Annotated in this window: 17 protein-coding genes and 2 tRNA genes; 7 read left to right on the top strand and 12 right to left on the bottom strand. The window is 42.4% G+C overall.

What is annotated here, in order from left to right:
* Positions 1-794: 794 nt before the first annotated feature.
* The 3 genes from HMPREF9145_RS03655 to HMPREF9145_RS03645 are packed head-to-tail and all read left to right on the top strand — an operon-like array spanning position 795 to position 5,485.
* On the top strand, positions 795-3,230 hold the full coding sequence (locus tag HMPREF9145_RS03655; RefSeq protein ID WP_021825127.1) for an SLBB domain-containing protein: 2,436 nt from the start codon (positions 795-797) through the stop codon (positions 3,228-3,230).
* Between the two features lie 37 nt (positions 3,231-3,267).
* Entirely contained in the window at positions 3,268-4,338 is a 1,071-nt protein-coding gene (locus tag HMPREF9145_RS03650) for a GumC domain-containing protein (RefSeq protein WP_021825054.1), read from the top strand.
* Positions 4,339-4,378: 40 nt separating this feature from the next.
* Positions 4,379-5,485: a TerC/Alx family metal homeostasis membrane protein gene (locus HMPREF9145_RS03645; RefSeq protein WP_021824967.1), complete on the top strand. Its 1,107-nt coding sequence runs from the start codon at positions 4,379-4,381 to the stop codon at positions 5,483-5,485.
* 111 nt (positions 5,486-5,596) lie between these two features.
* Here HMPREF9145_RS03645 and HMPREF9145_RS03640 read toward each other — a convergent pair whose 3' ends face one another.
* Positions 5,597-7,618, bottom strand: a complete 2,022-nt coding sequence (locus HMPREF9145_RS03640) for a glycoside hydrolase family 127 protein (RefSeq protein WP_021824820.1) — start codon at positions 7,616-7,618, stop codon at positions 5,597-5,599.
* An 804-nt stretch (positions 7,619-8,422) separates the two neighbouring features.
* Here HMPREF9145_RS03640 and HMPREF9145_RS03635 point away from each other — a divergent pair.
* Positions 8,423-9,280 (top strand): enoyl-ACP reductase FabI, encoded by an 858-nt coding sequence (locus tag HMPREF9145_RS03635; protein WP_007135586.1) that lies wholly within the window; start codon positions 8,423-8,425, stop codon positions 9,278-9,280.
* Positions 9,281-9,435: 155 nt separating this feature from the next.
* Entirely contained in the window at positions 9,436-10,350 is a 915-nt protein-coding gene (locus HMPREF9145_RS03630; RefSeq protein ID WP_021825145.1) for a patatin-like phospholipase family protein, read from the top strand.
* Between the two features lie 19 nt (positions 10,351-10,369).
* On the opposite strand, the gene HMPREF9145_RS03625 is transcribed toward HMPREF9145_RS03630, so the two are convergent.
* The 4 genes from HMPREF9145_RS03625 to HMPREF9145_RS03610 form a co-directional block, all read right to left on the bottom strand.
* A complete protein-coding gene (locus HMPREF9145_RS03625; protein ID WP_196809735.1) occupies positions 10,370-10,936 on the bottom strand; it encodes a helix-turn-helix domain-containing protein in 567 nt (188 codons plus the stop codon).
* Between the two features lie 89 nt (positions 10,937-11,025).
* A tRNA-Tyr gene (locus tag HMPREF9145_RS03620) sits at positions 11,026-11,107 on the bottom strand.
* A 7-nt stretch (positions 11,108-11,114) separates the two neighbouring features.
* Positions 11,115-11,192, bottom strand: a tRNA-Val gene (locus HMPREF9145_RS03615).
* Between the two features lie 147 nt (positions 11,193-11,339).
* Entirely contained in the window at positions 11,340-13,142 is a 1,803-nt protein-coding gene (locus tag HMPREF9145_RS03610; RefSeq protein ID WP_021824966.1) for an aminopeptidase P family protein, read from the bottom strand.
* 163 nt (positions 13,143-13,305) lie between these two features.
* Between HMPREF9145_RS03610 and HMPREF9145_RS03605 the strand changes: the two genes are divergently transcribed.
* Positions 13,306-14,298 carry a malate dehydrogenase gene (locus HMPREF9145_RS03605; RefSeq protein ID WP_021824969.1) on the top strand — a complete coding sequence of 331 codons (993 nt, stop codon included), beginning with the start codon at positions 13,306-13,308 and terminating at the stop codon, positions 14,296-14,298.
* Between the two features lie 510 nt (positions 14,299-14,808).
* On the opposite strand, the gene HMPREF9145_RS03600 is transcribed toward HMPREF9145_RS03605, so the two are convergent.
* The 5 genes from HMPREF9145_RS03600 to HMPREF9145_RS03580 all read right to left on the bottom strand — a co-directional run bounded on the left by HMPREF9145_RS03600 (position 14,809) and on the right by HMPREF9145_RS03580 (position 20,590).
* Complete coding sequence (locus tag HMPREF9145_RS03600; RefSeq protein ID WP_021825004.1) at positions 14,809-16,539, bottom strand: acyl-CoA dehydrogenase family protein; 1,731 nt, start codon at positions 16,537-16,539, stop codon at positions 14,809-14,811.
* A gap of 94 nt (positions 16,540-16,633) precedes the next feature.
* Positions 16,634-17,026, bottom strand: coding sequence for an endonuclease domain-containing protein (locus tag HMPREF9145_RS03595; RefSeq protein ID WP_007135592.1), 393 nt, complete (start codon positions 17,024-17,026; stop codon positions 16,634-16,636).
* Positions 17,027-17,117: 91 nt separating this feature from the next.
* On the bottom strand, positions 17,118-18,140 hold the full coding sequence (locus HMPREF9145_RS03590) for an electron transfer flavoprotein subunit alpha/FixB family protein (protein WP_007135593.1): 1,023 nt from the start codon (positions 18,138-18,140) through the stop codon (positions 17,118-17,120).
* A gap of 146 nt (positions 18,141-18,286) precedes the next feature.
* Complete coding sequence (locus HMPREF9145_RS03585; RefSeq protein WP_007135594.1) at positions 18,287-19,156, bottom strand: electron transfer flavoprotein subunit beta/FixA family protein; 870 nt, start codon at positions 19,154-19,156, stop codon at positions 18,287-18,289.
* Between the two features lie 789 nt (positions 19,157-19,945).
* A complete protein-coding gene (locus HMPREF9145_RS03580) occupies positions 19,946-20,590 on the bottom strand; it encodes an HdeD family acid-resistance protein (RefSeq protein WP_021824993.1) in 645 nt (214 codons plus the stop codon).
* Between the two features lie 99 nt (positions 20,591-20,689).
* Here HMPREF9145_RS03580 and HMPREF9145_RS03575 point away from each other — a divergent pair, with 99 nt between their 5' ends.
* Positions 20,690-21,196, top strand: coding sequence for a histidine phosphatase family protein (locus tag HMPREF9145_RS03575; RefSeq protein ID WP_021825075.1), 507 nt, complete (start codon positions 20,690-20,692; stop codon positions 21,194-21,196).
* Positions 21,197-21,327: 131 nt separating this feature from the next.
* On the opposite strand, the gene HMPREF9145_RS03570 is transcribed toward HMPREF9145_RS03575, so the two are convergent.
* The gene (locus HMPREF9145_RS03570; protein WP_021824875.1) at positions 21,328-22,365 is read right to left on the bottom strand and encodes a hypothetical protein; all 1,038 of its coding nucleotides are present in this window, start codon (positions 22,363-22,365) and stop codon (positions 21,328-21,330) included.
* Between the two features lie 111 nt (positions 22,366-22,476).
* Positions 22,477-23,535 (bottom strand): glycerate kinase family protein, encoded by a 1,059-nt coding sequence (locus HMPREF9145_RS03565; RefSeq protein WP_021824920.1) that lies wholly within the window; start codon positions 23,533-23,535, stop codon positions 22,477-22,479.
* Between the last annotated feature and the right edge of the window lie 44 nt (positions 23,536-23,579).

Genomic DNA, 23,579 nt, shown 5'->3' with positions numbered 1-23,579 from the left:
AAGAGAATGTGTTAAATCTAATGATTTATATTTACAATTCATATTGTATAACAAGTGAATTTGAAAGCTGTTGCTCTCTCTATTCAAATTATTGCTGATTTTGGCTGATTTGCAACGTAATGATAGTCAGGAGGTTATGAGAATTGTTGCAAATGTGCCTTGAAATAACGTTGAAACTCGATGTAATTTGCATCAAATTGATGGACAATCTGTATCATTTCATGCGGTAAAACACGGCAAATTACAAGACGATTTGCGTCATTTCATATTATGAATTTATTAGGGTTTATAAGGGAAGGCATAACACTAATCGCATTATTCCCATGCAATAGTTACACACCTTGTATTTATTGAGGTGGCAACGCTGTAGGCGTTGTACTCTTTATAGCCTATGGTTGACAAGCGAAAGCGTAGTCTACCCTGGGTCGTTTTACATGAACTGCAGTGACAAAAGAAGCCTATGATAGACAGAATAGCTTGCATGCAGAGGCACTTTTGTATTGATGTAGGATATCGTTGCAGCTGGTTATGCCAATGATTCAAAACAGGTTACGGGCGATATGGCTTAAATTATTTTGCATTTTGATAGCAATAAATTCGTTATCAATCGTTGTTTTTTGTAAATTTGCACCATATAATAGGAGGGAAATGTGTCTTTTCGTTTTCTGATGTTGATGCTGTGATGGGATAATCGTTGGCAAAGAAGCTGAGAAGATGTGTTAGAAGGGCTTTCAATAGGTCTATTAACTCTATTTTTTTATTGCATAAGGAAAAATAAAATACAAGATATAGCTATGAAAAGAATTCTCTTTTGTGTGTTCTTCTCTATCATTTGCATAGGCTGTTTTGCGCAGATGAGCGATAGTCAGGTAATGCAATTCTACCAGAAAGAACACAAAGCGGGTACTTCAAACGGGCAAATCGTCACGAAACTTATGCAGCGTGGCGTGCAGATTGACCAGATTCGACGGGTCAGAGACCAATATCAGAGTCAGTTACAGACCAAGAATGGCACGCCAACTACAGTCACTTCAAGTGGTGTTTTGCGTAAGGATAACGACTCACAACCGCAGATGCTGACGTCGGGAAATATGAAGTTAGACCAAACATCGCAAGAACTTGCAGCTCAACAATACGTGCAAGTGCAGCAAAACATAGACAATCATGTAGAAGAAGTGTTATCGCCTGGAGGCAAAAAGGTGTTTGGTCGTGACATCTTTAACAACAAACTATTGAGCTTTGAGCCCAATATGAACATCGCAACTCCCACAAATTATACCATAGGAGTAGGCGATCAAGTCGTTATTGAGATTTTCGGCGCGTCGCAAAAGACCGAGACTTTGACCGTCTCTCCAGAGGGAACAGTCACTGTTCCGGGTTATGGGCCAATCTATGTAAGTGGGATGTCTGTCGCAGCGGCTAATGCAAAGATACGTCGAACCTTAGGTTCTCGCTACAGTAGCAGCCAAATTAAGACGACAATTGGACAGACACGAACGATTATAGTCAATGTAATGGGTGAAGTAAAAGTGCCGGGTACTTACACGATTAGTGCCTTTGCAAGCGTCTTTCACGCCCTTTATATGGCAGGAGGAATTAATGGTTTGGGAACATTACGCAACATAAAGGTTTATAGAAGCGGTCGTTTGGCGACAGTTGTTGATGTATATGATTACATCTTAAATGGCAGATTGACCGGCAATATCCGTCTACAAGACAATGATGTTATCGTTGTTGGACCTTATGATTGCTTAGTAGATGTGAGCGGATCTGTAAAGCGTCCCATGACGTATGAAATGAGAAAGAACGAAAGTGTGGCTTCAATCATTCGCTATGCAGGTGGCTTTGCAGGGAATGCTTACCGCAAATCGGTGAGGTTGTTAAGGTCAACTGGTCGCGAGAAGTCAGTCTATAATGTAGGTGAATTCGAAATGAATAACTTCCGAGTTGCCGATGGTGATGTGATCAGTGTAGACTCAATACTCAATCGTTACGATAATATGATTGAGATAAAAGGTGCCGTTTTCCGCCCAGGATTATATCAGTTGGGTAAAGAAATCAATAGTGTTCGTTCGCTGATTCAGCACGCAGAAGGAGTTACAGAGGATGCTTACACAGAGCATGCCGTGTTACATCGTTTGAAAAAAGACCGCACATTAGAGGTTATTGCGGTTGATGTTAAGGGCATACTCGATGGGAGTGTGGCCGACATTCCATTGAAAAACGAAGACGTTCTCTTTATTCCTACCCAGAGTGATCGCACTACTGCACGCACCATTACGATTCATGGAGAGGTGCAATTCCCTGGAGTTTACCAATACGCGGATAACGAAACGATTGAAGATTTCATTATGCAAGCGGGCGGATTAACCGATGCTGCCTCGACAGCTAAAGTCGATGTGTCACGCCGAATCATTGACCCTGCGGCAACAACTGCATCCAACGAGATAGCAAAGACATATAATTTCACCCTGAAAGATGGCTTTGTTATCGATGGAACGAATGGCTTTAAACTCCAACCTTACGATGAAGTTTATGTACGAAGAAGCCCAGGTTATCAGCCACAACGAAATGTTTCAGTAAGTGGTGAGGTAATTTTCGCAGGCACATATACGCTGAATAATAAGAACACTCGACTGAGTGATCTTGTCAAAATGGCTGGAGGAGTCACGCAAGAGGCTTATGTTCATGGAGCAAGAATAGAGAGAAAGATTAATGAAGACGAGCGAATTCGCATGAAAGCAGTAATGCGTGTCGTCAACAATCAAACCGGAAAAGACAGTGTTAACACGAATCTTCTCGACTCAGCAGAAACATATTACGTTGGAATTGAACTTGATAAAGCGCTCAAAAACCCAGGGTCGAACAGCGATCTTGTGCTTCGTGAGGGCGACAAACTTGTCGTTCCGATCTATAACGGAACGGTGAAGATTAGTGGAGATGTGATGTATCCCAACACGGTTGCTTATGAAGATGGACGAAACTACAGGTATTACATCAATCAAGCAGGTGGATTTGGTACGCGCGCTAAGCACTCAAAGACGTTTATTGTCTATCAAAATGGTCGTGTAAGTGAAGCTGGTAAGCACAAGATTGAACCCGGATGTGAGATTATTGTGCCCAGTAAGCCGAAGTCAAATGGTAATAGTTTCTCTCATGTTCTTAGCATAGGAACGAGTATTGCGTCGCTTGCTACGATGATAGCAACAATAGGTAACTTGATAAAATAAAAGGATTCACGAAATCACTTAAAACATTTCATCCAGTATGAACGAAGAAAATCGTCAACAAGATAATGCTCAATGGGAAGAGGAAGAAACCTCTATAGACTTCAAAGCCTTATTTTCGGCATTGAAAAAGCATTGGAAAGCCTACGCCATTTGGATTCCGGCAGCAGTTATTATAGGTGCCATTATCACAAAATCTCTGCCCCCTTATTATGAATGTCAAGTGATGTTAGTCCCTGAACTCTCATTAAATGGAGGCTCAGGAGGCTCATTAAGCTCACTTGCTTCGAGCTTCGGTGTGAAGTTAGGAGGTAGTAACAACAAGGATATGGATGCCATTACGCCTAACCTTTACCCTGATTTGATGAACTCGGTTGACTTCAAAGGTAGTCTCTTTGATATTAAAGTGCATCGTAAAGACAGCAAGAATATGATGAGTTATTACGACTATTTGCTTTACAATCAGAAGAAACCTTGGTGGCGAACGCTATTTTCTGGGAAGGACACGATAAGGAAAGAGCGACTTAATACGTTTCGTTTGACAAAGCAACAAACAGCAATCATGATGGCCATTCAAAAGAATGTGGTTTGTGATGTGGATGATAAGACGGGCGTAATCACTATTAGTGTGACAGATCAAGACCCCTTAATATCGGCTACTATGGCTGATTCCGTGAAGTCACGACTACAAGAATTCATCACGAAATATCGTACAAACAAGGCGCGAAATGACTTGGAAAATACGAAGAAACTATGCTTAGAAGCGAAGCGTCGCTATGAAAAGGCGCGCCAACTCTATGGTTCTTTCAGCGATAGTAATCAGGATTTGATTCTTGAAAGCGTTCGAAGTAAACAGGAAGACTTAGAGAACGACATGCAGTTACAGTTCAATACATACAACTCTTTGGCTGCAAACTTGCAGGCAGCTTACGCAAGAGTGCAAGAAGTTACGCCTGCTTTTACGACGCTTCAAAGTGCAACTATGCCAATAGAAAAGGCTGGTCCACAAGGTAAAAAGATTGTCCTTGTCTTCGTGTTTCTGGCCTTTCTTGGTGTGACGGGTTATGCTTTGTGGAAAGAAAACCAGTTCAAGGCGTTGCTTGGACTATAACATCAGTATATCATAAGATTCGTTTAATCAAATCAATATAATGTTTTCAACAGAAATTCTCTTTTTAATTGGCTTCATAGTCTTTATTGCTGGCATCCTCATTCTTGACATGTTGGTTATTGATCGCAAAGCACATGTCGTGTCAATCAAGGAAGCTGGTACGTGGACGCTTGTCTGGATAACACTTGCTTTGGCTTTTTCTGCGTTCCTTTGGTACTATGGTGACCTTGTACATGGCATTCATAGTTACGCCGATTTGCAAGGAGTTGCATCGCGATATGCCTCACATCTCAAGCTCAATCCTAATGATTTCGAGGCGAGTTTACAGTCATATCGTCATTATATGACTATCTCTTATCTCTCTGGTTACTTAATAGAGAAGACGTTATCTGTTGATAACCTTTTCGTGATGATGATGATTTTTACTTCTTTTGGGGTAAAAAACACCGAGTATCAACACGTACTTAACTGGGGTATTTTGGGTGCGATCGTACTGCGCTTTGTATTTATCTTTGCAGGCGCTGCTATCATCAATCGTTTCGATTGGGTATTGATTGTCTTCGGCTTTGTGTTAGTTTATAGTGCATATAAGATGTATCGGGACCGCAACAAGCAAGAATCCATCGACGTGCAGCATCATCCCATGGTGAAATTCCTATCGAAATATTTCCATGTTTACCCAAGATTTGAAGGTGATAACTTCTTTGTTCGAGCAATAAAGAAGGGAAATGATTACGAGCTGGTAGGCAAAGGAGTAAAAGGATTGCTTTGCATCACGCCACTCTTCGTTACCGTTCTTGTGATAGAGTTTAGCGATTTAATCTTCGCTTTCGATAGTATTCCTGCGGTATTCTCCGTTAGTCTCGACCCTTATGTAGTCTTTTTCTCAAACATTTTCGCTATACTTGGTTTGCGTGCAATGTTCTTTCTCCTGGCCGCTATAGCCGATAAGTTCCGCTATTTGAAGTTAGGTGTGAGCGTCTTACTATTATTTATCGGTGTAAAACTACTCATTCATAAATTCGTTGAGATAGACGCGATGTGGTCACTTGTCATTATTTTGGCTGTCTTAGTGATTAGTATTGCAGCCTCGTTGCTGATTAAACCTGTTGCAGATTCAAACAAACAGCAGCGTGATAATTCATAAAACACTGCATAACTCTACACCCCAAATAAGATGATAGAGATGAAAAGAGCCTCTGACAACAATCAATGTCAGAGGCTCTTTCTTTGAGGTCATGCTTTCATATGCCCCTTTTTATTTCAGTTCTGTAGTCTTTAACCACACATTCATGCAGCTCGTTCCACGATGATTCCATGCATAATAGGGGATAAGGGTAAGCTTCATATCCCTTAATTGCAGGTTGCCCTCGCTGTTGTCTGTCAATAGTTGTGCCTCTGTTTGCAAGGCATCAACCTTAAAAATCGTTCCATCGGCTTCCGTATTCTTTATTGAATAGTCTTTTGTAAGCTTGAAAGAAGCTTTCTTGTTGACATAGATTTGATTCGTGTTTGCACCAAAGTTGTCTGCACTTTCGGCGCAATAAACGAGTGGACCACGTTCAACAGCAATACAACCACGGTCATCTTTAACCCTATTATCCGCCATAACCATGCGTGGTTTCATGTCAAGTTGCAGTGTGATTACATCGCCTTTGCGCACGTTTATGACACGAAAGTAGCCCTTATCCCATGTCTCTGGATAGCGTTTTTTGCCGTTAACAGCAATGCTCCAACCTTCTTCTTGTTTGTCGATAAAGCTGTAAAGACCTCCTGGAGTGACCTCACCTCGCGCCCAATTAGGTATGCGTATCATCACCGAAGCCTTTTTGTTGCCGCACTCTTTGACGCGAATGGATACCCTGCCATCCCACGGATAGTTTGTCTCAGTGACGAGTTTCATGTGCTTTCCTCCTACATTTATGTCGGCTTCTCCAGCCATAAATAGATTCACATAGACGTCATTCCCACGCACAGCATATACATATCCCGGAACAGAAGGAATGAAACGGCAGAGGTTACTCGGGCAACAGGCGCAACCAAACCATGGTTGTCGTGTTGTTGTTCCATCGGCATTAAACTTATATTTGCCGTCCGAAGAAAGAGGATTAGGGTAGAAGAATCGACCGCCATCAATGCTCATACCACTGATAACGCCATTATATAGCGTGCGTTCTAAGCAATCTATGTATTTAGAATCACCGTGAAGCATGAATAATCTCAGGTTAAGATAACACTGAGCAATGGCTGCACACGTCTCGTTATAAGCTGTAAGGTTAGGTAGTTCGTAATCAGCACCAAAGGCTTCTCCCTCATGTCGTGCGCCAACTCCACCCGTAAGATAATATTTTTTGCTTACAATGTTGTTCCAAATTTTATCGATAGCCTTGATATAAGCACTGTCCTTAGTGAGTGCGGCGATATCCGCCATGCCGGCATACATATATCCTGCTCGCACAGCATGACCCCAAGCTTCGCGTTGTTCGACTACGGGCAGGTTGCTTTGTGTGTATGTGTTGCGTGTGTTTGTTTTGCCTCTATAGTCTAAAAAGAATTTAGCTTCATCGAGATAACGCTTATCTCCCGTTGCAAGATAAAGCTTTGCGAGTCCCATTTCGGCTATTTGATGCCCCGGAACCACGCAAGATTGGCCCGCCTTTGGCCCCACTTCACGCACTACACAATCGGCATATCGTCGTGCAATGTCAAGGAACTTGCGTGACCCAGTGGCTTGAAAGTGGGCCACAGCTGCATCGAGTAAGTGCCCAAGATTATAGAGTTCGTGGCTCAATTCCTCTGCTTTCTGCCATCTTTTTCCACCCGACCAAGGGTGTGGATGGGCTGGATTCATCGTGCGAGCTGTATAAAGATAGCCATCGTTTTCTTGTGCTTTACCTACAATAGTAAGTATACTATCGATATAGTTTACAAGCTTTTTATCGGGAAAACTCTGTAACATGTAGCTGGCACCCTCTATAGTTTTATAGACATCGGTATCGTCAAAAGGAAACAACATGAACTTTTGCACGATGTATTTATCACTCGGATGTGCTGCCTTTTCAAAGTTCTCATATCGGTGTTCGCTTTTACATTTGCTGAAAGCCAATGGGATAGTCACCTCCTTTGCAGCCTTCAGACGTTCGCCAAAGAATGAGTTTGGCGCGAGTTTAACGCTTGTAAACGGCACCTGTTGATAGGGATAACCTGCTATTGCAGGTTGAGCGATTGCGCCAACTGCTGTTGCTGAGGCGAGGAGTAGGGTGAGTAGACTCTTTTTCATGTTGCGGTTTAGAGGATAAGATGTTTGTTTTTATATGGCAAAAATAAGTGTTTCTTTTCTTGAAACCAATTAAGTGTACGATGAATAATCATTATTTTGAATAATTTAATAGGTTGGCTTATGTTGTAAAGTCACTCTCGCTCCTCGCCAACCTTAGGCAATAAAGCACGCAAAACCTATGGTGTTGAAAACAGACACAATCTGGATGAGTGAACAATTCTCATATAGTAATGGTTTATTATCCCATAGACCTTTATTTTAACCATAATAAATGACAAAATGAAATGACGCAAATCATACGATGAAATGACGCTAATCGTTGCGTAAAATGACGTTGTTTATCGTGTAAAATGACGTTGTTTGCAATGTGATTGCAGTTCAACGCTGAAGACGTTGCACCTTTGACAGCCTAAGGTTGGCGTCAGTCTACCATAGGTTATGTGTGTAGTGAGGAGGTCAACGCCGTAGGTGTTGTACGTTTTCTGTGTGGAATGTCACAATAAAAAGCTAATATATAAAAGGTACAACGCCTATAGTGTTGTTACCACTCACGGCAAACGACCCAGGGTAGACAGCGTTTTCGCTTGTCAAGCATAGATTATCAAAGGTATAATGCTTATGGCGTTGCGACTTCGGTAAATACCAAATTCTTATCTATTGCATGGGAAAAATGCGATTGCTGTTATGCTTTTCGCCTCTATTTTTACGTAAACGATTACACAAAAAAACGTGATTTGTGCAATTTTTTTTTGTTATTCTCATTGAAAAACGTAACTTTGCAGCGGTTTAACTAAATACAAAATTATGGCTTATAACTTATTAAAAGGAAAACGTGGTGTTATTTTTGGTGCACTGAATGATATGTCAATTGCATGGAAAGTGGCTGAACGCTGCGCGGAAGAAGGTGCAACTCTCGTGTTGAGTAACACTGAAATGGCACTTCGTATGGGTTCACTTGATGAACTTTCCAAGAAGATTAATGCGCCAGTTATTGCGGCAGATGCGACCAATTACGATGATCTTGAGAATGTTTTTGTTAAGGCTCAGGAGCTATTGGGAGGCAAAATAGACTTCGTTCTCCATTCCATAGGGATGAGTCCTAACGTTCGTAAGCATCGTACTTACGATGATCTTGACTACAATTGGCTAAATAAAACGCTTGATATTTCAGCCATTTCATTCCACAAGATGCTGCAAGCTGCAAAGAAAGTTGACGCAATTGCAGAATATGGTTCAGTCGTTGCATTGACGTATGTGGCTTCACATCGCACATTCTTTGGCTATAACGACATGGCCGATGCAAAGAGTTTATTGGAAAGTATAGCACGTAGTTTCGGCTATATCTATGGCAGAGAGAAGAATGTTCGCATTAATACCATCTCACAATCTCCTACAGAAACAACTGCAGGTAAAGGCATTAAGGACATTGATAACATGATGGATTTTGCTGATAAGATGTCACCTCTCGGCAACGCTACGGCCGATGAGTGTGCTGATTACTGTGTAACTTTGTTCAGTGATCTAACCCGTAAGGTGACAATGCAGACCCTTTTCCACGATGGAGGCTTCTCAAACATGGGTATGAGTCTGCGTGCTATGAACCAATATAGTAAGACTTTGGATGATTATACGGATGAGAACGGCAACGTTATCTATGGATAACATCTGTTGTTAATCGTTTTATTATCACGTAAGAAATATGGAGTTGTAGTTCATTCCCCATGGAGTTGAACTGCAACTCTTTTCTTTTTTACAGCTTAAAGGAGCGTATATATATAAGGTGAAGCAGCATATTGAAGGACAATTAAACAAGCATTATGATGGCGAATAAAAGCGTTGCATTAGTGTTGTCAGGCGGAGGAGCTCGTGGTTTAGCTCATATTGGCGCTATAGAATCACTGGAACGCCATGGCTATGAAATCACTTCAGTGGCCGGTTGTTCTATGGGCGCACTCATAGGAGGCATGTTTGCTGCCGGAAAACTACCCGAAGTAAAGGACTGGATGTTTGCTCTTGACCGCCGAAAGATACTCTCTTTGGTAGACTTCTCCTTTAGTTTGAGTCATTTGGTGAAAGGAGTGAAGGTGATAGATGCCCTGAAAGAGATTGTGCCTGATGTCAATATAGAAGACCTTCCCATTCCCTATACGGCCGTAGCAACCGATTGGAATAGTGGTAAAGAGATAGTCTTTGATCGCGGAAGTCTTTATGAAGCCATCCGTGCGAGCATCTCAATACCGCTCTTTTTCAATCCCGTTAAGCTTGAAGATATGTTACTTGTTGATGGCGGATTGGTCAATTCTCTTCCTTTGAATAGGGTAGTTAGACATCCGGGAGACTTACTTTTCGGTGTAGATGTAAGTGCTCATGACTTCCGTAAGGAACTAATGATGAAACAAGACGAAGTAAAACAAAGGTTAGAGAAGTCGATACCAGAAGCGATTATGAATCGTATTGTCAAGCAAGTCAGTGGAATTAATGTCAACTATGTTACGTTGTTGTTGCGCACAATCGCTATTATGATAGCGCAAAATACGCAGTATCAGATTCAACTTACACATCCAGATCTCGTTATTAAGGTACTAACTGAAGGCTATGATACCTTTGATTTCGACCAAGCTGAAGCCATTTCGCAGCTTGGAAAGGATAAAATAGATGAGGAATTAAAGCAGTTCGGGCGTATAAAGCAATCGTTTTGGCGTCGTTTGTTGCAGCAATATTGGAAAAGATAAGGTCGTGGTTGGCAGCTGGTTAAATTTTATCGAGGCTGCGTCGGGCATTATTTTTGAGTGCTTTGAATTGTGAAGGCGTCATGTCAGTGACGCTTTTAAACTGGCTACTTAAATGGGCAACGCTCGAATAATTCAATTGAAATGCAATCTGAGTAAGGCTCAATTCATCGTAGCGTATTAGCTCCTTGGCACGTTCAATGCGTTGTTCTATAAGATATCGCTCAATGGTTTGTCCTGTAACCTCACTGAAAAGCTTGCTTAAGGCACTATAATCGCTGTGGAGTTTTGATGTGAGATAATCACTCAAATTCGTATTAGTCATGCCGTCATGGTAGTGGACTAATTGTATCACTGCAGTCTTTATTTGCTCAATTAACTGCTGTTTTCTATCGTCAAGCAATTCAAACCCCAGTGTTTCGAGTTGCTTTTTGATTTGTGAACGCAATGGAACATCAATCGAATGAGCAACAACAACCTTGCCCAATTCAACCGAAATGGGCTGTAATCCGTTATTGTGCATCACCTGATTAACGGCCATTTTACAGCGGTCGCATACCATATTCTTAATATATAAGACTGAATCCATGATATCGCAAAGGTACAAAAAGAATATGATATGAAAGATTTCAAGATACAAAAAAAGAGATTTAGCGTTGCTAAATCCCTTTAATTGAGTGGGTGGTGATGGATTCGAACCACCGAAGGCATAGCCAGCAGATTTACAGTCTGCCCCATTTGGCCACTCTGGTAACCACCCTTTACGTTGGTGGGCGTTGACGGATTCGAACCGCCGACCCTCTGCTTGTAAGGCAGATGCTCTAAACCAGCTGAGCTAAACGCCCTTAACTTGTAAGGCGGATGCAAAAGTAGATAATTTATTTTAACGCTGCAAATTTAGTCGTTCTTATTTTACAAAATTTAAGAATAAAGCAAGTTATCTTGCATTTTCAATTTATTTCAAACCAGAAAGGAAGCAAAATCTGTCATGGTTAGGCCTTTTCGCGTTCAATAGGTCGCGTTGCTTGTCTCAACCATTCACGTTCTTCATCGTTTAATTCGGCTGAAAGCGTTTCATAAACTTCCGCATGATAATTGTTCAACCAATTGATGTCTTCGTCTGAGAGCATAGAAATAATGATGGGTTTTGTATCAATAGGGCAGAGCGTTAGTGATTTCATACGCAGGAATTTGCCAAATTCTGTCTCACAATCTGCTGTGATTAACAAGGTGTTTTCAATACGAACACCGAAGCGATCTGCCAGATATAAGCCTGGTTCATCCGTCACTGTCATGCCTGAATGAAGTGGGGCGGGCATGTATTCCATGCGAATCTGTTGCGGACCTTCATGCACATTGAGATATGAACCGACACCATGTCCAGTGCCATGTAAGTAGTTATAGCCTTCACGCCATAGTGGTTCACGTGCTAAAACATCAAGTTGTGTGCCACTGATTCCATCGGGAAAGCGAGCCATTTCGAATTGAATGTGCCCCTTTAATACTAAGGTATATATACGTTTTTGAAGTTCAGTGATAGGCCCAAGTGCTATCGTTCGTGTGATATCCGTTGTACCATCTTGATATTGAGCCCCACTATCAATAAGCACAAGTCCATGAGGTTTGATGGCAATATCTGTAGCTTCGTTCGCCTCATAATGTACAATTGCACCATGATGTTCATAACCTACTATCGTGTCGAATGACAAACCACGATATAAAGGCTGCTCTTTTCTGAGGTCTGTTAATTTCTTATCCAGCGACATTTCAGTCTCATTACCTTCTTCAACCGCAGGAATCAGCCATTTAAGGAACCTTACCATGGCCACGCCATCACGTTTCATGGCATTACGAAATCCTTCAATTTCAGTCTTGTTTTTTATGGCTTTCATTGCTGGAATGGGTGAAGTCTTCAACACAACTGAAGTTCTTCCTGCTTTCGCACAAGCCACTAAATAACTACTTGTCTCGTGAGAATCAAGCATGATATTATAGGCAAAGTAATCGCGTTTGAGGTATTTCCCGACTTCGTTATATGGAAGTAGTTTAATCGAAAGCGCTGATAGATAGGCTGAAACATCTGTTGTGAGCTTATCTTTATTAACAAATAATATCGTTTTTTCATGCTCAATAAGGAGATAAGCCACAAAAACTGGGTTGCAATGCACGTCTGTTCCACGAAGGTTTAGCGTCCATGCAATGTTGTCTAAGGCTGATATCAGCATGCCATCACAATGATTTTGTCGCAAGCTTTCACGTATTCTTCCCAGTTTGGAAGCCGTAGTTTCCCCTGCATATTCAAGTGGATGAAGTTCTATTTTATGTTGAGGAATAGGGGGACGATTATCCCAAATACGCGCCAAAGGGTCGAGGTTAAGGCGCAATGTCATTCCTCCTTGCTGCCGAAGTTCGGCTTTAAGGACTTCCGTTTCCGCGAAACTACTCCCCGTTCCATCAATTCCCACTTCACTTCCTGCTTCACATTGTTGCGCAATCCATTCAGAAACTGTTGGTGTTCCAGCAACTTTGAGCTTCATAAGTTCATATTCTGTGCCTGCAAGTTGTTGCTCGGCGGCTAAGAAATAGCGAGAGTCTGTCCACAAAGCGGCCCCGGTCAATGTCACGACTGCCGTGCCAGCAGAGCCATTAAACCCAGAAATCCATTCGCGACTTTGCCAATGTGGTGCCACATATTCACTGTTATGGGCGTCTGTACTGGGAAAGATAAATGCACTAAGATGTTCACTTCGCATGACATCGCGTAAAGCTTCAAGTCGTTGGTCAATTGTTTTCATATCCTTAGTTTTGCTAAATCGACATGACAAAGATATGTTTTTTAAGATTAAACAACAAATAATATCTTCAAAAAGTACATTATATCTTTGGATTTTTACTAACTTTGTGGTCGTAAAATCAATAGAAATTAGATTTCTAAACAAAACAATATTTATTACAATTATGAAGTATTTATCGAATGACAAGCTTGTTATCGTTGGTGCAGGCGGTATGATTGGTTCTAACATGGTACAGAGTGCGTTGATGCTTGGGCTTACTCCTAACATCTGTCTCTATGATATTTTCGAGCCAGGTGTACACGGAGTATACGACGAAATGGCACAATGCGCATTCTCTGGTGCTAACCTTTGCTACACCACTGACCCTGAAAAGGCTTTCACAGGCGCTAAGTATATCATCTCATCTGGTGGTGCTCCTCGTAAAGAAGGCATGACTCGTGAAGACCTTTTGAAAGGAAACTGCAAGATTGCTGCCGAGTTTGGTGATAACATCAAGAAGTATTGTCCTAACGTAGAGCATGTTGTTGTAATCTTCAACCCTGCAGATGTTACTGCATTGACAACGTTGATTCACTCTGGTTTGAAACCAAATCAGTTGACATCTCTTGCTGCTCTCGACTCAACTCGTTTGCAACAGGCTCTCGCTGAGGAGTTCGGTGTACAGCAAGATAAGGTTACTGGCGCACACACTTATGGTGGTCATGGTGAGCAAATGGCTGTATTCGCTTCTCAAGTAAAGGTAGATGGTAAGCCATTGGCAGAGATGAATCTTTCTGAAACACGTTGGGAAGAGATCAAACACCATACCGTTCAGGGCGGATCTAACATCATTAAGCTCCGCGGTCGTAGCTCTTTCCAGAGTCCTGCATATAATGCTGTGAAGATGATTGAGGCTGCTATGGGCGGCGAGAAGTTCACTTTGCCAGCTGGTTGCTATGTATGCAACGACAAGCTTGGCTTCAAGAACGTTATGATGGCTATGCCAACAACAATTGATAAGACTGGTGTTCACTTCACAGAGCCTACAGGTACGAAGGAAGAAATGGATGGTTTGCAGAAGTCTTACGAGCATCTTTGCAAGATGCGTGACGAGATTGTTGAGCTCGGCATTGTTCCTTCTGTTGACAAATGGAATGAAATGAATCCAAATATCTAATCGAAACTTACGATTAGTAACCATAAAAGGTTGGAAGACGATGGCTGTTTAAGGCCATGTCTTTCAACCTTTTTTCATGCAGTTTGATTTACCTTGCGAGTTTATCTGAAGTAATCTACACGATGATTTGATTTATTTCACGCCACGATTTGATTCATTTCACTTGATAATTTGCCTCATTTTACACGATAAAGTGACGCAAATTGTGGCATGAAATGATGTGAATTATGCCGACTTTTAATAATCTTTCGTGTGTAAGTCCTGTTTCTTTTCATAAAAACTTGAGACTTAATGTGTTGCAAGGTGTGTGAAACTGCGGAGTGGTTTGGTTGAGTATGCAAAACGATTTAGATTTACATGCAATTTAGAATAAGCTGATAGGGGCTGCCAAAGCTAATGGTGCAATCTCTTGTTCGTGGCATTTGACCGTACTATATGGAACATCATGGCAATAAAAAAGGCTACACCATGCACATCATGATGTAGCCTTTTGTTGATTATCAGTAGCGCTTAATCTTCTGTTTCTTCTGTTGTTTCTTCAGCAACAAAGTTCTTTAAGTCTTCAGCCTTGAATGCTTTGATATATGCAGCCTTACCAATGACATCTTCTTCTGCCATGCGTACATAAACATTTGCACTCTTTTCGAAGAGTTCTGGCGCCTTACTTGCATCAATACAAATCAGTAATGACATGATGATTTCAGCCGTCATATCATATAAACGACGTGCAAGGAAGTCGTGTTGCTCCTGATTTTCATCACTATTTACCTTATTGAGTGCCTCTTCATACAGGTCAACTAACTCTGCAATACGCACCTTTAGAGGTTGCAAGTTGTCGCTAACGGGAGTCTCAAGCATCTCTTTCATGATGGCAAGATAAGTGCCGTTGGTGATATAACGCACTGCAGCAACGACCTGAAGTTGGGTTGTTCCCTCATAGATAGAGAAGATTCGAGCGTCTCGATAGAGGCGTTGGCTCTTGTATTCCATAATGAAACCTGAACCGCCATGAATGGAAATAGCATCATAAGCGTTTTGGTTTGCATACTCAGAGTTCATACCTTTGGCAATCGGTGTAAAGGCATCAGCGAGTCGAGTGTATTGTTTCATCTCCTTACGCTCCTCAGGTGTGAGCTTGCGTTCACGCGAAATGTCTTCAAGCGCCTTATAGATGTCAACGTAACGAGCCGTCATGTAGAGCAGCGAACGACCTGCATCAAGCTTTGCTTTCATGCGAGAGAGCATGTCATATACGGCAGGGAAGGTGATAATCTTCTTGCCGAACTGAGCACGTTCCTTAGCATAGGCGAGGGCTTCATTATATGCTTCTTGTTCAACACCAACGCTTTGGGCGGCAATTCCGAGTCGAGCGCCGTTCATGAGTGACATGACATACTTGATCAAGCCTAACTTGCGGTCGCCACAAAGCTCGCATTTTGCATTCTTATATACAAGTTCACATGTTGGACTTCCATGGATTCCGAGTTTATTTTCGATATGACGCACGGTCACACCACCGTCTTTTTTGTCATAGATAAACATCGAAAGACCGCGTCCATCGCGTGTACCTTCCTCTGAACGAGCCAGAACAAGGTGGATATCTGAGTCTCCATTGGTGATGAAACGTTTCACTCCATTGAGTCTCCACGTGCCATCTGCGTCCTGAGTAGCCTTTAACATCACGCGCTGAAGGTCTGAACCAGCGTCTGGTTCGGTAAGGTCCATCGACATAGACTCACCAGCTGAGATGCGAGGAATATACTTTTTGCGTTGTTCTTCCGTACCAAATTCGTAGAGAGTATCAATACATGACTGCAAAGACCAAATGTTTTGGAAACCTGCATCGGCTGCAGCGATGAGCTCAGAAGCCATAGAGAAGACGATGTTTGGAATGTTCAGACCGTCATATCGGCGTGGCATGGAGATGCCCCACAAGCCTGCTTGACGTGTAGCCTCAATGTTTTCAACCGTTTTACTGGCGTAAAGCATGCGGCCGTTTTCCAAGTGTGGCCCTTCAAGGTCTACGCTTTCAGAATTTGGTTCGATGATATTTGCAGCGACATCTCCCGTGATATCGAGCATACGTTTGTAGTTTTCGAGAGCATCCTCGTAGTTAACGGGAGCGTCTTCAAAAGCATCTTTGTCTGCATAGTCGCGCTCTTTGAGGTCAACAATGCGTTTCATCAGAGGATGGTTCAAATGAAAACCTATCTCTGGATGGTCGGTGTAATAGTTTGACATAAGCTAAAGCCCCACCCCCAACCCCTCCCCGAAGAGGGAGGGGAGTAGCATGTCATCTCCTTGATAGACGGAAAAGGGTTGGTGATGGATTATTTTATTCATTATATAATATGTTATTAATCTCTCTTATTACTTCTTGTAGATTCTCTATAACTTGTTCATTGGTGAAGCGTATTACGTTAAATCCCAGTCTATTTAGGCATTCAGTACGTAGTATGTCATCGTGAGTTTGCTGTAACTTTTGATGATAATCACCATCTACTTCAATAACTAAATGTAAATCTAAGCATACAAAATCAACAATAAAGTCACCAATAATATGCTGTCGTCTGAATTTAAATGTTTTAGGTAATGCCCTTAATTCATTCCAAAGTATAGTCTCAGCAAGAGTCATTTTCTGTCTGTTCTCTCTGGCATATGCTTTCAAGAGTGCATAACGATCGGGCGAAGAACTCATATAGTCAAATGGAGTCTTTACCTTTTTCATGAGATTTTAAGAGACTATTCCTTTGTATTCATTCAATAGAAAAGCACATTACTCCCCTCCCTTTTTGGGGAGGGGCCGGGGGAGAGGCCCCTTATTTGCTGTTCTGCTTATAGTACTTAATCAGCTTTGGCACTACTTCTTCAACGGAACCGGTAATGACATAGTCGGCAATCTTATTGATAGGAGCATCAGGATCGTTGTTAATTGAGATGATGATGCCGCTATCTTGCATGCCGGCGATATGCTGAATTTGACCTGAAATGCCACAAGCGATATATACTTTTGGATGAACAGTGACGCCTGTTTGACCGATTTGGCGGTCGTGGTCAACCCATCCTGCATCAACAGCTGCACGACTTGCGCCCACTTCTCCATGGAGTTCTTTCGCTAATTGGAATAGAAGATCGAAACCTTCTTTGCTTCCTACGCCGTAGCCTCCAGCCACAACAATCGGTGATCCCTTAAGATTGTGCTTGGCAGCTTCTATGTGTCGGTCGATGACTTTAACCACATAATCTTCTTCTGGGACATATTTTGCAACGTCAGGATAAACTACTTCGCCCTTACTTTGACCCTCATAAAGAGCCTTTTGCATTACACCTGAGCGCACAGTTGCCATTTGTGGGCGATGATCGGGATTCACAATGGTCGCTACAATGTTACCACCGAAGGCGGGACGGATTTGATAAAGCAAGTTATCATAATGCTTTCCAGTCTTCTTTTCGTCGTAATCTCCAATCTCAAGTTGGGTACAATCGGCCGTAAGTCCAGACGTTAGAGACGAACTTACGCGTGGACCGAGGTCACGACCAATTACTGTTGCGCCAAGCAAACATATCTGAGGTTTCTCTTCTTTGAAGAGATTCACGAGAATATCTGTGTGAGGTGCTGAGGTATAGGGAAAGAGTTTGTCTCCATCAAAGACGTATAACTTGTCCACACCATAAGGTAAAATCTGATCTTCTACCTTGCCTTTAATGCCACTTCCGGCTACAATTGCATGCAGGTCTACACCAAGTTTATTGGCAAGTTTGCGACCTTTAGTGAGCAATTCCTGTGAAACTTCCTGAACGGTTGTCTCTTCTAATTCGCAATATACAAATACGTTGTTCATAATTTGAATGAGGATTGTGGTATGAAGAAGATGTTGTTGAGATTTCGAATAAATCAAAAAGGTTGCCCGTGGCTTTGTTTTTTCCGCTTATTCAACCTTTGCTTGTCCAACACACTGAGGTTCTTCAACCAACCATTCCTATGTTTTTAGCCAATAATCTTTTCGTTTAATAGTTCCTTTACCAAGCTTTCTACATCGTTGTCACTGCCTGTTAAGGTTTTACTTTCCTTTGCTTGGAACACAATATTCTGTACCGTCTTCACCTTAGTAGGTGAACCTGCCAAGCCACATTGGTCGTAGTCAGCTCCACAATCGGCTATACTCCACTGGCCAAGTGTCAGATAAGGGCGCGTCTCATAAAGCGAACTCCAAGGTTCATCGCCTTTACGTTCCATCGGACAAGTTGCATATTTATATTTCATTACAAGCTTTGCATTGCATGGACGAGCTGGAGCGGCACTGCCATTTACGGTAATCAACACAGGAAGTGGAGTCTCAACAGTCTCTACACCGCCATCAATGTGACGACGAATGGTTGCTTTTCCGTCCTCAATCTTAACCACTTCTTCGGCATAAGTCACTTGGTTCAAACCGAGTTTCTGTGCTACTTGCGGACCAACTTGTGCCGTATCACCGTCTATTGCTTGGCGTCCTCCAATGACAATATCAACGTTTCCAATCTTCTCTATGCCTTTAGCGAGGAAGTAGGATGTTGCTAAAGTGTCAGCGCCTGCACTCTTTCGGTCGGTCAAAAGCCAACCTTCGTCAGCGCCGCGGTATAGCCCTTGACGGATAATCTCACCTGCACGGGGAGGTCCCATCGTTAGAATTCCAACTGTAGAACCTGGATTTTGGTCTTTGATTCGTAAGGCCTGTTCAAGTGCATTCAGGTCTTCCGGATTGAAAATTGCAGGGAGTGCTGCGCGGTTTACTGTGCCTTCAGCCGTCATAGCGTCTTTTCCTACGTTTCGTGTGTCAGGTACTTGCTTGGCAAGTACAACGATTTTCAATTTCATAGAATGTATATAAAGTATGTGTATAGTTTCACTTTAGCGTACGCGCAAAGATACATTATTTTTGGTTATTGACCAAATTATATGCACAAAAAGCTTTTTGATGTGTATAAAGCCCCTTTTTAGTGAAGCTACTTTGCCTCTACAAGCGAGTGAAAAGCTGTTTGTTTTTCTTCTGCTTTGCCCCTTTGTTTGTCCTTGATAAAGTGACTTTCAATGCTAAGTTGATAGCTATTAAACATCTTTACAATAGGCTTTGCATAACGTGCATATTCAAACCGCAACTTCTTTTCGTTGAAAATACGCGAGTTTTGGCGTGGGTTGATAAAGTTTTGGCAGTCAGATGATTATAAAATTTATTAGATTTTAGTGTCTTCGATGGGGCAAAAAGGCCGATGATTTGTGTTGTTTCAGTGTGTAATCTGTGCCATTTTGCCTTGTCTTTTCAAGCAGATTACGTGATGAAATGATGGGTTTAGAGGCGTAAAATGACTGAGATTGAACTTTGAAAGAGGGATTTTGAGGGAGAAAAGTGCTTGTAATCGAACGATGTTTTGTGTTTTTCGCTTATTTCGTTTCTATTTACTCGTTTTGTGAAGTGTTAAAAAACGGGTTGTTTATTTTACAAAATGGTGGTGAAAAGTCGATTCAAAAAGCATAGAATCGGAAAGCAATAATCCATAAAATAAACTTCCCTGAAAAAGCGATATGGCGCAAACCGAGAGCCCGTCTAAAAGACCTTGGCTGTTCGGTGGCGCCATATCGTGTGCAGAGCCCTTGCATCCTGTGAGCTTATTCAGCAGGTTGTTGCTCGTCTTTTGTTTCCGTTTGTTCCTCAATAGCAGGCGTTTCAGCCTCTTGTTTGCTTATTTGTTTCTGACAAGAATGTATCTTCAAGGTGTTGATACACTCCACAACGCCGTATATTAGCATGCACCATCCAATGACAAATAAAGGCGCAGAGGCGATTGCTTTGGGATAGATGATGGCCACAAGTCCTGTTAACAAGATGACAGAGGGCATCAACCAATAGAATAAACCAATGTCAGCATACTTGCGCGCTGAAGCCAAATTGATGAATTGACTGATAGCTCCCACGATGAGAAGTGCGGCAATAATATAGGTGAGTCCATTGATAAAGGTGTCTGGCATGAGGGTTAAGATAGCACCGAGGATTACACTTCCTATGCCAACGATAGGCAAAGCAGGGCGTGGACCGCCTGAAATCAACTCGCCATTGCTGTTGTATACCTCTGGACCTCCAGCCGATTTGCGAGCCGAATAGTAGGAAGCCAGCGACACAACGCCCGAAAGAAAGAAGATAACTCCAATGGTGATGGTTAGCCATTGCATGGTTTCTTCGCGATATTTAATGAGTAATGCGCCGACAATAATCGCACAAATGGCGCGGAAAAGTGAGGTCTTGAATACTTTCATATCTTGTTTATTATCCAACGACAAAGATAAGAAAAAACTATGAACTCACTGCTATGTGTCTGTTCTTTTTTGTATTTTTGCAGTAAAAATCAATTGGTTATGACAACATTATATTTGGTGCGGCATGGTGAAACGGTTGATAATGCGGCACAGATTCTGCAGGGGCATTTGCAAGGTGAACTCAATGAACGCGGTATTCAGCAAGCCGAGACCACGCGCAACAAGTTGAAAGATGAGCCGATAGATGTCTTTGTGTCGAGTGATTTGAAACGTTCTGTCGACACCTGTAGGATTATTGCTGCGCCACATCATAAAGAAGTCGAAACAACTCCTTTGCTTCGAGAGCGTGATTGGGGGGATTTCACGGGGAAGTTTATTCCTGATTTGAAGGACAAACCATGGCCTGAGAATGTCGAAAGCCTTGAAGCCTTGAAACAACGTGCACTAAAATTCTTGGAGTTTCTTCGCACTTCATATCCCAACAAGACGGTGCTTGCCGTGGGACATGGCATCATCAATAAGGCCATTCAAAGTGTTTATTTTCATAAACCAATGGGAGAAATACAGAAAATGGATAATGCTGAGGTCAGAATTTATCAGTTATGATGTTCTAAAATGATTTTCAACGCGGGCTAAGAAATATGGGATTATCGTCGGGCTGAAGCCCTCTGATAATCCCATTTGATTGAATTGTATATATTGTATAATTTAGAATGTGTTGGTCTTTGTTTCTTCTTTTATCGTCTTCCGCCAAAAACACCATGACTTCCTTGCGTAGTTCCGCCGCCACCGAATGAGCGAGTGGGAGCACTTTCGCCTCCAAACGAACGGCTTGGTGCGCTATTTCCGAAAGAACGTGAAGGCACATTGTCGCCAAATGAGCGTGTCGGTGCACTGCCACCAAACGAGCGTTCGCTGTTTGAGCGGTCGAAAATGCGGCTTGGTTCCTGGTTCATGCTGCCACGATCTGCTCCGAAAGTGCGATTGGGAACAGCTGGAAGAGTAGACCGAGTGCTGCTTTGTCGGTTATTAAATGTGTTGTTACTGCGGCTCTCCGTTGCTGCACTACCTCCGAATATGCGCGAACGACTATTGTCAAATGGGCGATTATAGCGTGAGTTTGAATTATCGTTGTTTCCAAAAGCCCTACTATCTCGGTCGTCATTACCATAGAGTCGGCTGTTGCGTGAGCCTCCAAACACACGATTATCATTGTTATAGTTGTCGAAATTGCGGCTACTGAAACCACGACCATAGTTGCCTTGGTTGAAGTTGTCACGCATTCCTATGTAACGTCTGCCTTCTCTGAAGCCGAAATCTCTACCACGATACCAACTTCTTCCGCCATTAATTCGCCAGCTATGTCCGCCTCTATACACTGCATAAAAGCTTGGTCTACCAAAGTAAAAGTAATCCCTGTGAGGGTAACGGGCATAGACTCTGAACCTCCAATAGCCGTCATCCCAATACAAAGGACGGTAGAAATAGTTGGCAGAACAATAGGCTCTGTATTGCCAATCAAGTAGAATGTAACTTAAATCTAAGTTGCGTTGTGTCCAATAAACATTGTAAACATCGTTGTAATCATTGATGCTCATCAGATAATCGAGGTTGATTTCATAGGCAGCCTCATACTGTTCATCTGTGAGATTCAGTTCATACGCCATCTTATCTGTAAGGAACAACGCTTGCTGACGAGCCTGTTCGTAACTCATTGCGCTTGCCGACACCATTAGTGTGAACAGCATTGTGAGGGCTAATATAAACTTTTTCATATTCCGATCTTTTATTTGTTACAGAATAAATTGTGAGCATTGAAGCACTCATTGCTTAATCTTCACGATACAAAAGTAGAACAAATAAAACATCGTTTGAAAGGATTTTCCCTAAATAGGGAGGGGAAAATCCCTAATGTTGGCCTTAGCTTTCTCGGGAATCATTGCCTCTTCAAGTGTCATATCGCTTGGTGTCACGGCGCAGGCTGCTTTGAATCCGGCTGTGATAAGACTATCGTGGTCTTCAATTTGACCAGACAACAATAGGGTGGGGAGGTGATGTTGGCGGGCGTGTTGCATGATGACAGCCGGTAGTTTGCCCATCAGCGTTTGACGATCACTCTTGCCTTCGCCTGTAATGACGATGTCGGCATGGGATAACAGCTTATCAAACTGGAGTAAATGCAAAAGCAATTCGGCACCCGATAGCATCTCTGCATTGAGAAACTGCATGAAAGCGTAGCCCAAACCACCTGCTGCTCCTGCTCCAGGCTGCCTGCTTTTGTCAAATCCCATGGCTCTTTTTGTGTGCGAAGCAAACTGTTTAGCCCGTGCATCTAAGGCCTCAATCATCGATGAAGTAGCCCCTTTCTGCTTTGCAAAGACATGGGCTGCGCCATTAATTCCATAGAGAGGATTTGTTACATCGCTTGCCAAGATTACCTCACAATTGTCAAATAAGGGGCGAATGGCATTAAAATGATCTTCTGGAGCAAAGGTATCAATCAGCGCACGAAGCATCCCTATGCCAGCATCGCTTGTGGCACTACCACCTAATCCGATAATCATCTTGTGGCAATTATGGCGCAAAGCGTCTGCAACAAGCAAGCCCACACCATATGAAGTGGTGCGCATGGGATTGCGTTGCTCGTGTTCAATGTGCATGAGTCCACAGGCTTGAGCCACTTCTATGATAGCGGTTCCGTCAGGAGTTATGGCATATTGTGCCTCAATCCGACGCATTAAAGCATCGCGAGTAGGTACAGAAAGTCGTGTGGCATGTGTGGCTTTGCAGAATGCATCAAGCATACCTTCGCCACCATCTGAGACCGAAAGTACTTTAATTTCTGCTTCTTCATCGTGGCTTTTCAAATTATCGGCCACCGCTTTTCCTACTTCTTCAGAGGTAAGACTCCCTTTGAAAGAGTCCATAGCAATAATATATCTCATAACACTACACTGATTTTTTCTTCTTTGAAAACTTCTTTGTTTAT

This window comes from Segatella salivae F0493 (assembly GCF_000477535.1).
In the GTDB taxonomy this organism is placed as follows: Bacteria; Bacteroidota; Bacteroidia; order Bacteroidales; family Bacteroidaceae; genus Prevotella; species Prevotella salivae.
Note: the sequence above shows the minus strand (reverse complement) of the source record. Positions and strands in the feature narration are given on the sequence as shown.